General features: G+C 73.0%; 6 protein-coding genes and 1 pseudogene. 4 read left to right on the top strand and 3 right to left on the bottom strand.

The window, feature by feature from the left end:
- Window positions 1-147 precede the first annotated feature (147 nt).
- Both B082_RS0127565 and B082_RS0127560 read left to right on the top strand, forming a co-directional pair.
- A pseudogene (locus B082_RS0127565) lies at window positions 148-7,410 on the top strand (SDR family NAD(P)-dependent oxidoreductase); the annotation flags it as partial.
- Window positions 7,411-7,518: 108 nt separating this feature from the next.
- Window positions 7,519-9,123, top strand: coding sequence for a DHA2 family efflux MFS transporter permease subunit (locus B082_RS0127560; protein WP_026250271.1), 1,605 nt, complete (start codon window positions 7,519-7,521; stop codon window positions 9,121-9,123).
- A 144-nt stretch (window positions 9,124-9,267) separates the two neighbouring features.
- Here the strand turns inward: B082_RS0127560 and B082_RS0127555 are convergent, their stop codons facing one another.
- Together B082_RS0127555 and B082_RS0127550 are read right to left on the bottom strand one after the other, a co-directional pair.
- Window positions 9,268-10,473: a cytochrome P450 gene (locus tag B082_RS0127555; protein WP_018555027.1), complete on the bottom strand. Its 1,206-nt coding sequence runs from the start codon at window positions 10,471-10,473 to the stop codon at window positions 9,268-9,270.
- A 94-nt stretch (window positions 10,474-10,567) separates the two neighbouring features.
- Entirely contained in the window at window positions 10,568-11,200 is a 633-nt protein-coding gene (locus tag B082_RS0127550) for a TetR/AcrR family transcriptional regulator (RefSeq protein ID WP_018555026.1), read from the bottom strand.
- A gap of 99 nt (window positions 11,201-11,299) precedes the next feature.
- On the opposite strand from B082_RS0127550, the gene B082_RS0127545 reads away from it, so the two are divergent.
- Together B082_RS0127545 and B082_RS0127540 are read left to right on the top strand one after the other, a co-directional pair.
- Window positions 11,300-12,325, top strand: a complete 1,026-nt coding sequence (locus B082_RS0127545; protein WP_026250269.1) for a ketoacyl-ACP synthase III family protein — start codon at window positions 11,300-11,302, stop codon at window positions 12,323-12,325.
- Between the two features lie 35 nt (window positions 12,326-12,360).
- Window positions 12,361-12,597, top strand: coding sequence for a phosphopantetheine-binding protein (locus tag B082_RS0127540; protein ID WP_018555024.1), 237 nt, complete (start codon window positions 12,361-12,363; stop codon window positions 12,595-12,597).
- A gap of 74 nt (window positions 12,598-12,671) precedes the next feature.
- Here B082_RS0127540 and B082_RS0127535 read toward each other — a convergent pair whose 3' ends face one another.
- Complete coding sequence (locus B082_RS0127535) at window positions 12,672-14,138, bottom strand: FAD-dependent monooxygenase (RefSeq protein WP_018555023.1); 1,467 nt, start codon at window positions 14,136-14,138, stop codon at window positions 12,672-12,674.
- Between the last annotated feature and the right edge of the window lie 50 nt (window positions 14,139-14,188).

Genomic DNA, 14,188 nt, shown 5'->3' with positions numbered 1-14,188 from the left:
ATCACCCCCGCCCACACCGACAGCATCACCCTCCGGATCACCGACACCACCGGACAACCCGTCGCCACCATCACCTCCCTCGCACTCCGAGAGGTACCGGCGGGCGGACTGGCGCCCGCGGCCGCTGCCCGTGCCGTCCCCTACGTCGTGGAGTGGGCCGAGGCGGTGCTCCCGGACGCGGACGCTTCCGAGGCGACGGCCGTGCTCGGCGGTTCCCCCACGGACCGCGCACTCGCCGAGGCACTGGGGGCCGGGCTCCACGACGACGCCGCCGCCCTGCTGGCAGCCGTACAGCAGGAGTCGGCCGCACCGGAGTCGGTAGTGCTCCTCGTCCCCGGGGCGTCCGCCGAGGACGGGTCCTCGCTGCCCGAGCGGGTCCGGGCCGAGGTCGGCCGGGCTCTGGAGACGGTCCAGGGGTGGCTGGCCGACGAAGGACTTGCCGGCACCCGGCTGGTCGTCGCCACCCGGGGCGCGCTGGCCGCACAGGAGGGCGAGGACGTACGGGACCTCGCGGGCGCTGCCGTGTGGGGTCTGCTCCGTACCGCGCAGGCGGAGGAGCCGGGCCGCTTCGCCCTCCTCGATCTGGACCCGAGCGGCAGTGACGACCTGGACGCCCTGGTCCGTGCCGTGTCGGGCACGCCCTCCGAGCCTCAGCTCGCGGTGCGCGGCCGGGCCGTCCTCGCGCCCCGGCTGATCCGCGCCGCCGACGACCCGGCCGCGGTTCCGGCTCTCGACCCGGCCGGGACCGTCCTGGTCACCGGGGCCTCCGGGACGCTCGGCGGGCTGTTCGCCCGGCACCTGGTCACCGCCTACGGGGTACGGCACCTGCTGCTGGCCAGCCGCCGGGGTGCCGACGCACCCGGCGCGGCCGAACTGGGCGCGGAGCTGAGGGAGATGGGGGCAGAGGCCACCTTCGCGTCCTGCGACGTCGCCGACCGGGACGCGCTCGCCGCCCTCCTGGCCGGCGTCCCCGCCGCCCACCCCCTTACCGCGGTCGTCCACACCGCGGGCGCCCTCGATGACGGCACGGTCACCGCGCTCACCCCCGAGCGCCTCGACACCGTCCTGCGCCCCAAGGCCGACGCAGCCTGGCACCTGCACGAACTCACCCGCGACACCGACCTCGCCGCCTTCGTCCTCTTCTCCTCCGTCACCGCCACCCTCGGCAATCCGGGCCAGGGCAACTACACGGCCGCCAACGGTCTGCTCGACGGTCTCGCCGCCCACCGCCACGCACTGGGGCTGCCGGCCACCTCCCTGGCCTGGGGCCTGTGGGGCCAGGCGTCCGGGCTGACCGGTCACCTCAGTGACACCGACCTGTCCCGGATGACCCGCGGGGGCATCGCCGCGCTCGACACCGAGGAAGGGCTCGCGCTGTTCGACGCCTCCCTGGCGACCGGGCGTTCCGCGACCGTTCCGGCACGCCTCGACCTGGGCGCGCTGCGTGGTGAGGCGGCCGCGGGCCGGCTCCCGGCGCTGCTCCGTTCGCTGGTCCGGGTCCCCGCCCGGCGCACGGCCGCCGCGGGCACCGGGCAGCCCGGAGCCTGGGCCGAGCGGATCGCCGCGCTGCCCGAGGACGGGCGGGCGGAGGCGGTCGCCTCGGTCGTACGGGCCAGTGTGGCGACGGTCCTGGGGCACGGTTCGCCCGAATCGGTGAACGAGCAGCGGCCGTTCAAGGACTTCGGCTTCGACTCGCTCGCCTCCGTGGAGCTGCGCAACCGGCTCGGGGCCGCGACCGGCCTGACCCTGCCGGCGACCCTCGTCTTCGACCACCCGACGCCGCGCGCGGTCACCGGCTACCTGCTGGAGCGGGTCCTCGGCGCCAGCACCCCGGCCGCCGAACCGCTACGGGCCACGGGCACCGCCGGGGAGGACGAGCCGATCGCCGTGGTCGCGATGAGCTGCCGCTACCCGGGCGGTGTCACCTCCCCGGAGGACTTGTGGCACCTGGTCGAGACGGGGACCGACGCGGTCGGCTCCTTCCCCGCCTCCCGGGGCTGGGACGAGGAGGAGCTGTACGACCCGGACCCGGACGCGGTCGGCCGTACGTACTCCACGCAAGGCGGATTCCTGCACGGAGCCGAGGACTTCGACGCCGAGTTCTTCGGCATCAGCCCGCGTGAGGCCCTCGCCACCGACCCGCAGCAGCGTCTGCTCCTCGAGACCGCGTGGGAGGCGTTCGAGCGGGCCGGGATCGTGCCCGAGGCGTTGAAGGGCAGCAACACCGGAGTCTTCGCCGGCGTCATGTACAACGACTACGCCTCGCGGCTCAAGCCCGCGCCCACCGGGTACGAGGGCTACCTCGGCAACGGCAGCATGGGCAGTGTCGCCTCCGGCCGCATCGCGTACACCTTCGGGTTCGAAGGCCCCGCCATCACCGTGGACACGGCCTGCTCCTCCTCGCTGGTCGCCCTGCACCTGGCCGCCGGGGCGCTGCGCTCGGGCGAGTGCACCATGGCGCTGGCCGGCGGTGTGACGCTCATGGCGACGCCCACCACCTATCTGGAGTTCAGCCGCCAGCGGGCCCTGTCGCCCGACGGCCGCTGCAAGGCATTCGCCGCCCAGTCCAACGGGACCGGCTGGGCCGAGGGCGTCGGCCTGGTGCTCCTGGAGAAGCTCTCCGACGCACGGGCCAACGGGCACCAGGTACTCGCCGTGATCCGCGGCAGCGCCGTCAACCAGGACGGTGCGAGCAACGGCCTGACGGCCCCCAGCGGCCCCGCCCAGCAGCGGGTGATCCGCCAGGCGCTCGCGGACGCCGGACTGAGCGGCGCCGACGTGGACGCCGTGGAGGCGCACGGCACCGGCACCACGCTGGGCGATCCGATCGAGGCGCAGGCGCTGCTGGCCACCTACGGCGAGGAGCACAGCCCCGAACTCCCCCTGTGGCTGGGCTCGCTCAAGTCCAATATCGGGCACGCACAGGCCGCGTCGGGCGTCGCCGGAGTCATCAAGATGATCATGGCGCTGCGCAGCGGGGTCCTGCCCCGGACCCTGCACGTGGATGCCCCGACCCCGCACGTGGACTGGTCCTCCGGGACGGTGGAACTGCTCACCGAGCAGCGGCCGTGGCCCGAGGTGGACCGCCCGCGCCGCGCGGCCGTCTCCTCCTTCGGCATCTCCGGCACCAACGCGCACCTGATCCTGGAGCAGGCGCCGCAGGGCTCCCAGCCCGAGGACGCGGCGGAGGCCGAGGGGCCGGCCGGACCCGTTCCCGTGCCGTGGGTGCTGTCCGCCCGTACCGAGGAGGCGTTGCGGGACCAGGCGTCCCGCCTGCGCGACCACGTCGCCGCCGAAGGACCGGCGGCGGCGAATGTGGCCCTCGCGCTCGCCACCACACGCGCCCGCTTCGAGCACCGTGCGGTGGTCGCCGGCGCGGACCGGGCAGAGCTCCTGGAGGCACTGGCCGCACTCGCCGCCGGCACCGACACGCCCGCCGTCGTCCGGGGGACGGCAGCCGGAGCACCGAAGACCGCCGTGATGTTCACCGGCCAGGGCAGCCAGCGGCCCGGCATGGGACGCGACCTGTACAAGACCTTCCCGGTCTTCGCCGCCGCCTTCGACGCGGTCTGCGCCCACCTCGACCCCGAGCTGGGACGCCCGCTGAAGGAGATCGTCTTCTCGGTCCCGGACAGCCCCGAAGCCGACCTGCTGGACCAGACCGTTCACACCCAGGCCGCGCTGTTCGCCCTGGAGACCTCGCTGTTCAGGCTCGCCGAGCACGCGGGCCTCGCCCCCGCCCTGCTCATCGGCCACTCCGTGGGCGAGATCAGCGCCGCGCACGCCGCGGGTGTGCTGAGCCTCGCCGACGCCTGCACCCTGGTGGCCGCCCGTGGCCGGCTCATGCAGGCGGCCCCGGCGGGCGGCGCCATGATCGCGATCCGGGCCGCGGAGGCCGACGTACTGCCCCACCTGGAGCGGCACGCGGGCCGGCTCAGCCTGGCGGCCGTCAACGGGCCGGACTCGGTGGTGATCTCCGGCGACCCCGACGCGGCCGACGAGGTCGCCGAGGACTTCCGCTCGCAGGGGACCAAGACCCGCCGGCTGACCGTCTCGCACGCCTTCCACTCACCCCACATGGACGGCGTCCTCGCCGAGTTCGAGGAGATCATCCGCACCCTGGACCTGCGGGAGCCGGCCATCCCCGTCGTCTCCAACATCACCGGCCGCGTCGCCGGACCCGGTGAGCTGACCGACCCCGGCTACTGGGCCCGGCACATCCGGGCCGCCGTCCGCTTCCACGACGGCGTACGCACCCTGCACGAGCAGGGCGTCACCAGCTACCTGGAACTCGGCCCCGACCCGGTGCTGACGGCCATGGTGCGCGGCGCCCTGGACGGCGCCGACGCGGTGTCCGCCCTGCGCGCCGGGCACCCGGAAGGGCGGTCCCTCCTCACGGCACTGGGCACGGTCCACACCCGGGGCGCCGCCGTGGACTGGCCGTCGCTGCTGCCGGCCGCGCACACGGTGGAACTGCCGACGTACGCCTTCCAGCGGACCCGCTACTGGCTGGAGGCCCCGGCCGTTGCCCAGGACGCGGCCGCGGCAGGCCAGGAGGGCGCCGGCCACCCGCTGCTGAGCGCGGTCGTCACCCTCGCCGGCGGCCGGGGTGCGGTGCTGACCGGCCGCATCGCGCAGGCCGGCCTCCCGTGGCTCGGCGATCACGTCGTCGCGGGCTCGGTCCTCCTGCCGGGCGCCGCGTTCGCGGACCTCGCGGTGTACGCCGGGGACCAGGTGGGCTGCGACACCGTCGAGGAACTGAACCTGGAGGCGCCGCTGGTGCTCCCGGAGCACGCCGCACCGCGCGTCCAGATCCAGGTCACCGACACCGGCGACGGCAGCGGACGGCACACCTTCGCCGTCCACTCCGGCATCGACGGCGGCGACTGGACCCGGCACGCCACCGGCACCCTGGCACCGTCCGCGCCCACCGCCCCGCCCGCCGCGCCCTGGGCCGAGGCATGGCCCCCGGCCGGCGCCGAGCCGGTGGACGTGGACGTGCTCGCCGACCGGCTCGTCGCCGCCGGGCTCGGTTACGGCCCCGCATTCCAGGGACTGGCCGCGGCCTGGCGAGAAGGCGACGTCCGCTACCTGGACGTACGGCTGCCCGAGGAAGCCGGCCCCGGTGAAGGGGACTTCGGCCTGCACCCCGCCCTGCTCGACTCGGCCCTGCGCACCCTCGCGCTCGGCGGCCACGGCCGGGGTGACGACGGGGAAGGCGAAGAGACCGACCGGATTCACGTTCCCTTCCTGTGGAGCGGCCTCCGCCTGCACGCCACCGGAGCGGGCGCCTTGCGTGTCCGCGTCGCCCCCACGGGTGCCGAGGGCACGTACCGACTGGACCTTGCCGACCCGCAGGGGCGGACGGTCGCCACGGTCGACGCCCTCGCCGTACGCCCGCTCCCCGAGGGCGCCCTCGCCACCGTCGCCCAGGGCATCCCGGGCGCGGACGGCGGACTCCTGCGCCCCGACTGGATTCCCCTGCCGCTGCCGCAGAACGACCGGACCGGTCCGGCGGACTGGGCCCTGCTCGGCCCGGTCTCCGAGGTGGCCGCCGTACCCGCCCGGACCACGTACTACAGCGGGCCGGCCGCGCTCACCGAGGCCGTCCGGGCGGGGGCATCCGTGCCTCGCTTCGTCGTCACCGACGCCGTGGTCCCGCCCGGGGCGCCCGGCGAGGAGCCGGCCTCCGCGGCGACGACCCCGCCCGAGCGACTCCGTGAAGCCATCGGCGGACTGCTGGGGCTCCTCCAGAGCTGGCCGGCCGAGGAAGCGCTCGCCGACAGCAGCCTCGTCCTGCTCACCCGGGGCGGCGCGCCCGTCGGCGACGGCGTCCCCGATCCCGTGGCCGCCGCCGTGCTGGGCCTGCTGCGCTCCGCCCAGGCGGAACACCCCGGACGCCTCGTCGTCCTGGACCTGGACGAGGATCCGGCCTCCGCGGCCGCCGTCCCCGCCGCGGCGCTCCTCGCCGTGGAGCACGGCGAGCCACAGCTCGCGCTGCGCGCGGGAGCCGTCCACGCTCCACGCCTCGTACCGGCCCGGCCCGACGACCCGGCCCCGGCCCCGGCATTCCGGGAGAGCGGAACCGTCCTGCTCACCGGCGCCGGCGGATTCCTGGGCGGGCTGGTCGCCCGGCACCTGGTGACCACGTACGGGGTACGGCATCTGCTGCTCGCGAGCCGCCGGGGCGCCGACGCACCCGGCGCGGAAGAACTGAGCACGCAGCTGCGGGAGCTGGGCGCCGAGGCCGTCTTCGCCGCCTGCGACATCGCCGACCGCGACGCGCTCGCCGGACTCCTGGGGCGGGTGGCACAGGACCATCCGCTGACCTCGGTCGTGCACACCGCCGGCGTACTGGACGACGGGGTGCTGACCGGGCTCACCGCCGAGCGGTTCGACACCGTGCTGCGGCCCAAGGCCGACGCCATGTGGAATCTGCACGAGCTGACCCGTGGGACCGCCCTGGACTCCTTCGTCGTGTTCTCCTCGGTCGCCGCGCTGCTCGGCACCGCGGGGCAGGCCAACTACGCCGCCGCCAACGCCTTCCTGGACGCCTTCGCCCATCAGCGCCGCGCGGCCGGACTGCCCGCGCTGTCCCTTGCCTGGGGTCTGTGGGGCGGCGACGGCGCCGGCATGGCCGAAGAGCTCGGCGCCGCCGACCGTGCCCGGCTGGCGCGCACCGGCCTCGCCCCGATGTCCGCCGAACAGGGCCTGGCCCTGCTGGACGCGGCCCTGGCCGCCCGCTCGCAGCCGGCCCTGGCTCCGGTCCGGCTGGATTCCGCCGCACTGCGGGCCCGAGCCGGGGCGGGCACACTTCCCGCGCCGCTGCGTGGCCTCGTCCGCACCCCGGCCCGGCGCAGCGCCGCGGCGGCCGACGGCAGCACGGGGGCCGCGGCGCCCGCGCTCGCGGACCGGCTCGCCGCGCTCGGCGCCGACGAGCGTGCCGAAGCCGTACTGACCCTGGTGCGGGGCGAGATCGCCGGGGTGCTCGGCCATGCGGACGAGCGGCGGGTCGATCCCGTACGCAGCCTTCAGGAACTCGGCTTCGACTCGCTCACCTCGGTCGAACTGCGTGACCGTCTCACCACTGCCACCGGGCTGCGCCTGTCGGCCACGCTCGTCTTCGACCACCCGACGGCCGAGGCGCTCACCGCCGAACTGCTGGGCCGGCTCGTACCGGAGGATTCCGCAGCCGGCGGGCTGTCCCAGGAGCTGGACCGGCTGGAGGCGGCCCTCGAAGCAGCCGAGGCCGGGACCGACGACCACGAACGGGCAGGTGGCCGGCTGCGCGAACTGCTGCGCAGGTGGCAGGCGGCCGCCGACAGCGCCGCCGTGCCCTCCGACGAGGGGCTGGCGGACATCTCGGACGCCGAACTGTTTTCCGCACTCGACGAGGAACTCAGTCAGTGAGACATGGACCCGGTTCCAACGGGCCCTGGTAAGTGGGGCATTGACATTTTCGGGTCACTGTCCCAGATTTTAGAGGCGAGCCACTTCGGTGGAGGACGAGGAGCATCCGTGAGTAAGTTGCGCGGGAACCCGTGGGCGGTCTTGATGACGCTCGGTCTCGGGTTCTTCATGACACTGCTGGACCTGACGATCGTGAACATCGCGATCCCCGACATGATGGAGAGACTCGGTTCCTCCCTTGACGAGGCCCTGTGGGTGGTCAGTGCCTATGCGCTAGTCCTCGCTGTCACCCTGATCACCTTCGGCCGCCTCGGTGACCTCCGCGGTCCTCGTACCCTGTTCGCCTCGGGCGTCGTGCTGTTCACCCTGGCCAGCGTCGCCTGCGGCCTCGCCGTCGACCCCGGCATGCTCATCGCCACCCGTGCGGTGCAGGGCCTGGGCGCGGCCATGATGGTGCCTCAGACGATGGTGATGATCATCGCGGTGTTCCCAGCGGACCGGCGCGGTGCGGCCATGGGTGTCTGGGGTTCCATCGCCGGTGTCGCCACCATCTCCGGGCCGACGCTCGGCGGGCTGATCGTCAGCACCGTCGGCTGGCGCTGGATCTTCTTCATCAACGTGCCCGTCGGCATCGCCGTGCTCGTGCTGACCTTCCTGCTCGTACCCGACATCCGCCCGGCCCGGACCCACAAGTTCGACATCGTCGGCGTCCTCATCGTCACCGTCGCGCTGTTCTGCCTGAGCTTCGGCCTTCAGGAGGGCGAACGCTACGACTGGAACACGGGCATCGTGGCCCTGATCATCGGCGGAGTGGCCCTGCTCGGCGTGTTCGTGCTCTACCAGCGCCGCAAGCAGGACGACGAGCCGCTCGTACCGTTCGCGCTCTTCAAGGACCGGAACTTCACCGTGATGACCGTGATCGTCGCGCTCATCTCGATGGCGCTGCTCGGTCTGGTGCTGCCGGTGAACATCTACCTTCAGTCCGTGCTCGGCATGTCCGCCGTGCAGGCGGGGCTGACCCTCGCCCCCTCGCCGCTGCTGTCGATGCTGACCGCCCCGTTCGCGGGCCGCCTGTCCGACAAGATCGGCGGCAAGAACGTGCTGCTGTTCGGCCTCGCGGTGTACGGCGCCGGCATCTCGCTGGTCCTCGCCTTCGCCGCGGTGGACAGCCACTGGTACACCTTCACGCTGCCGATGGCCGTGGTGGGCCTGGGCACCGGCTGCCTGCTCGCGCCGATGGCCACCGAGGCCATGCGCAACGTGCCGCCGCGCCTGGCGGGCGCCGCCTCCGGAGTCAACAACACCATCCGTCAGATCGGCTCGGTCCTCGGCGCTTCCGTCGTCGGCGCCGTCCTGCAGAGCCGGCTCGCCACCACCCTGCACGAGGAGGCGGCCACACGCTCCTCCGGGTTGCCCGCCCAGAGCCGCGAGGGCTTCGTCGATGCCTTCTCCTCCGGCGCGAGCCCCGACGCCGGCACGATCAAGGAGCTCGCCGAGGGTCTGCCTACGGCGGCCGCCCGGCAACTCGCCGCCGCGGCCGAGGCCGTCTACGACCACGGGTTCGTCACCACCATGCACAGCACCCTGATCCTGCCGCTCGGCGCCGTCGTCGGCTCCGTGCTGCTCTGCCTGGCGGCCAAGAACCACCGGTCTGCGCAGAAGGCCGCCGCAGCCGAGCCGGTGGCTCCGCAGCAGCCCGAACCCTCCCGCTGATCCGCCGCTTCCGGCGGATCCCCCGATCTCCGGCCCCCGCGTCATCCCCCGCCGCGGGGGCCGGATGATGTCCTGGCACAAGACGCCCGGACACGAAGAGGCGGCGCGCCCCCAGGGGACGCGCCGCCTCTTCGTATGTGCGGACTACCAGGTGACCGGCAGCGAGGCCAGACCACCCGTCAGGGTGTCGTCGCGGAACTGCAGTTCCGCCGGGTCCACCGCCAGTCGCAGGTCCGGGAACCGGACGAACAGCGTGGAGAACAGCGCCTGGAGCTCCAGCCGGGCCAGACCCGAACCGAGGCAGAAGCGCGGACCGTGACCGAAGGCCAGGTGCTGCGTGCTGTCCCGGGTGATGTCGAAGACGTTCGGGTCGGAGAAGATGTCCGGGTCGCGGTTGGTGGCCGTGAACGCCAGCATCACCAGGTCACCCTTGGGAATGGTGGTACCGGCGATCTCGATGTCGTCGTGCGTGTAGCGCGGCAGCACGTCCTGAGTGGACGGCGCCGCCATCCGCAGGATCTCCTCGACCGCGCCCTGCACGAGTCCCTTCGGGTCCGCCTGCAGCTTCTTGCGCTCCTCAGGATGGGTGAGCAGCAGCAGCGTCCCGAGGTCCAGCCGGGTCACCGTGGTCTCGTGCCCGGCGAACAGCAGACCGGCGGCCATCCGTGCGATCTCGTCGTCCTCCAGGCCCTCCTTCTCCTGTACGGCGACCAGGTCCGAGAACACGTCCTCGCCCGGGGTCCTGCGCTTCACCTCGATGAGGCTGCGCATGTAGCCGTGCAGTTCGCCCCAGGACGCCCTGGCCTTCTCCACGTTCGTCAGGCTGGTGGCACCCGCCGACATCCGGCGGAACTCCTCGCGGTCCTCGCCGGGTACGCCCAGCAGTTGGCAGATGACCAGCACGGGCAGCGGGAAGGACAGCGCCTCGTGGAAGTCCCCGGGATTCGGGCCCTTCTCCAGGTTGTCCAGCAGCTGGTCGATCAGCTGCTGGACGCCGCCCTGGAGCTTCTGCACCCGGCGCGCCGAGAAGGCCGGGGCCAGCAGCCGGCGCAGCTTCGTACGGGCGGGCACCTCCTCCTCGGGCTTGCCCAGCGGGCCGGTCAGCACGGCGGCGTTGGCCACGCGGGAGGCCGTCTCCGGCGCGTGGTGGGAGCGGCCGAGCCGGGAGTCGTTGAGGAGCTGCTTGACCTCGCCGTAGCGGGTGACGAGCCAGGCCTCGTCGCCGGCTGAGGTGGTCACGCGGACCACCGGCGACTCGGAGCGCAGCGAGCGGAACTTCGGCGCGATGCCGTTGACATCGTCGGGGTCACGGTCGAAGGGAAGACGCGGAAGATCCTGGATTTGGGTCACGATCGTGCTCCTCGGTGGTGTGGCGGTACGCCCGTCGTCGCCGAAGGCTAGAAGCAGCTTCTAAAGCAGCCTTAAACCGTGCCGGGCGGCCGCGTCAGTGCGACGCCCGCTCCACCGCGGGAGCCAACAGGTCCAGGGTCCGGGCGAAGAGGTCGTCCAGATCCGGCTCCCCGTCCTGGTCCACCCAGAAGCGCAGGGTCTCGGCCACCGCGCCCCCGATCGCCGCCGCCAGCACCCGCGTCCGGTACCCCTCCGGCGCGTCGGGATCCGTCCCGTCCCGGGCCGCCAGCAACCGGGCCAGCTCGCGCAGCCCCTCCTGGGTGCGCTGGGCGTTGAGGGCCCGCAGCTCCGGTACCCGGTTGATCATGCGCAGCCGGGTCAGCAGCTCCGCACGGCCCTCGTCGAAGGCCCTGCTCTCGCGTACACCGGCCAGCATGACCCGCAGCCCGGCCAGCAGGGAACCGCCCTCGGGCAGACCGCCGTCCGCGAAGTGGAGCGGGTGCGCGCCGGGGGACGCCGCCGTCTCCGGCCCGCGGTCGTGGACCCCGGACAGGATCACGTCCTCCTTGGAGGAGTAGTAGCGGTAGAAGGTCGTCGTGGACACCTCCGCCGCCGCGGCGATCTGCTCGACCGTCGTCGCCCGGTACCCGCGCTCTTCGAACAGGCGCAGCGTCTCCCGCTGGATCGCCTGCCTGACCTTGAGTTTCTTCATCTCCCGCAGCCCCACGCCCACATCATGCTGCAAGCGCCACGAAAGAGCCGCACAAGGGATGCCTGGGAAGGTGCCCCGTACCCTCACAGGCTCTTCTGAAAGCGGGCGCACAGGATGAAAGTGGACAACGTGTACCTGGCCGGGATCGGCAGCTGGATACCTGACCGGGTCAGCGTCGACGAAGCCATCGAAAACGGCTGGTACGACGAGACCCTGCGGGCGTCCAGCGGCATGATCTCGGTCGCGGTCGCCGGGGAGGTGCCCGCCCCCGACATGGCGATCGCCGCGGCCGAGGAGGCCCTCAAACGCTCCGGGCACGAGCCGGAGGAGATCGCGGCGCTCATCCACACGCCCGTCTTCCACCAGGGCCCCGACATCTGGTCGGCCCCCCACTACATCCTGCACCGCACGGTGAACCGGCCCGTGCCCGCCCTGGAACTGCGCCAGGGCTGCCTCGGCATGATCACCTCGCTGCGGTTCGCCGCCACCATGCTGACCGCCGACCCGGCCGCCGACGCCGTTCTGATCACCGCCGGCGACAACTTCTCCACACCGGGCCTGGACCGCTGGCGGGTCAGCTCGAACTACGTACTCGGCGACGCGGGCTCCGCCGCCGTGCTCTCCCGGCGAGAAGGCTTCGCCAAGCTGCTGTCCGTCGCCTCCATCTCCATTCCGGAAGCCGAGATCCTGCACCGCGGTGGCGACCCGCTCTTCCCGCCGAGCGTCACCCTGGGCCGCCCGCTCGACCTGGAGGCCCGCACCGACTACATCCGCGCCCAGTGGATGCGGGGCGTGGCCCCGCCCGTCTTCCACCTCGGTGACATCGTCTGCGAGGCCGTCACGGCCGCCCTCGCAGACGCCGGCCGCACCCTCTCCGACATCACGCGCGTCGCGCACAGCGCCGTCGCCCTCGACCAGATCCGGAACGGCTTCCTCGAACCGCTGGGCATCGAGGAGTCCCGCGGGACCTGGGAGTTCAACCGCCTCGTCGGCCACTCCGGCGGCACCGACCAGATCGTCGGCCTTGAGCACCTGCTGGCCTCCGGCGAACTGCGCCCCGGCGACCACGTCCTGCTGCTCGCGGCCGCCGTCGGCATGGAAGTGGGCTGCGCCGTTCTGGAGATCGTCGACATCCCGTAGTCCCGGACAGGACCAGAGAGAAGAAAGGGCCCACCATGAGCCAGAGCACCACCACCGCACCCACCGCCGACGAGATTCGCGAGGCCGTCGCCGAACTCGTCGGCTTCCACGCCCGGGACATCGCCGACGACGCCAACCTCATCGCCCTCGGCCTCAAATCGCTGCACATCATGCAGCTCGTCAACGTCTGGCGGCGCGCCGGCCTGACCGTCTCCTTCAAGGACCTCGCGAGCGAACCCACCGTGGCCGCATGGGCGGGCAGGTTCTCCTGACGTGACGGGCGCGTGGTGAAGGGCCGGGGCAGACTGCCCCGGCCCTTCACCACGCACCCGCCGGAAACAGCCCCTCAGGCTCTCGGCGTCCCGAACCACTGCTCCAGCACCGGCCGCAGGGTGGCATCGCCCGGCTCACCCGCCCACGCCACATGCCCGTCCGGCCGTACGAGCACGGCCGACGCACCGATCTCCGCAACCGGCTCGGCCGCCACCAGGTCGACGCGGTCCGCCCATGCCGCCACCGGATTCGCCGCGCTCCCGGAGCCCGTCAGGTCCAGGAACACGCCCCGCCCGGCGTGCAGCACCGATGCCACACTGCCGGCGCCGGCCTCCGTCACGAGCGGCACGTGCGGCAGCCGCCGCCCCACGGGCGTGGCCGCGCCCTCCGGGGCGTAGCTGACGTCCAGGCCCGTGGACAGCTCCAGCAGGTAGCGGTTCGTGTCCGGGAACTTCAGCAGCTCCGCCATCAGAGCCCGCACCGGCGCCACCTTCTCCACCGGGTGGATCAGGGCCAGCTGGGTGTCGGTCGCGGCAGCCGCGCGCAGGCCCTGCGGGCGCCGCTCCGCCGTGTAGGTGTCGAGCAGGTTGGGCGGGGCCCAGCCGAGCAGGTCCGCCGCGAGCTTCCAGCCCAGGTTGACCGCGTCCTGGAGCACCAGGTTCATGCGCAGCCCGGCCAGCGGGTAGAACGTGTGCGCCGCGTCGCCCACGAGGAAGACCCTCTCGGCCTGGTACGTCTCGGCGACGCGCGACGGGCCGCCGTAGCGGCGGATCCAGCGCACCGGGACATCCGGGAAGGGCGTGTCGTTGAGCCGCTCGATGGCCCGGCGCAGCTCGGCCGCCGTCGGCTCCACCGACGGACCCGGCAGGTCCGTGTCGAACTCCGCGGTGATCACCCGGCTGACCCCCGGCTCCACGGGCACCGACGAGTACAGCCCGCCCACCGGGCAGAACCGGGCGCCGCGGTGGATCTCCGGCAGGTCCTGGATGTCGATCTCCACGTCCGCGACCAGACCGCAACTGACCGGACCCGTACCGGAGAAGGTGATCCCGGACAGTGCGCGGACCACGCTGTCCTCGCCGTCGGCGCCCACCAGGTAGCTGCCGCGCAGCTCGTACGTCTCCTCGCCGGCGCGGACCGTGACGCCGACCCCGAACTCGTCCTGGGTGTAGCCCGCCAGCTCATGCCCGTAACGGACCTCGGCGCCGCGCTTGAGCGCGTGCCGCTCCAGCTCCTTCTCCAGATACTCCTGAGCGAGCAGCAGGGCCGGCTGGTGGCGTCCTTCGAGTGGGGCCATGTCGAGCCACAGCAGGGAGAAATGGGTACCCTGGACCGGAGTGGTGTGCCTCTCCAGGCCCCCCAGCAGGCCCCGCTGGTCCAGCAGTTCCACGACGGTGGTGTTGACGGCCTGGCCCACGGACCGGCCGCTGCGGGAGGGCAGCCGCTCCAGCACGATGCTGTCGATGCCCCACAGTCCGAGCTCGTGGGCGAGCATCAGCCCTGCGGGCCCGCCACCCGCGATGATAACGGGATCGGACATATCCTGTTCCTCCGGTTTCTGGTGTGGTGCGTGGTGCCTGGCGCGCGGCC

It is taken from the genome of Streptomyces sp. ATexAB-D23 (assembly GCF_000373645.1).
GTDB lineage: Bacteria > Actinomycetota > Actinomycetes > Streptomycetales > Streptomycetaceae > Streptomyces > Streptomyces castrisilvae.
This window is presented reverse-complemented; position numbering and strand designations above follow the sequence as displayed.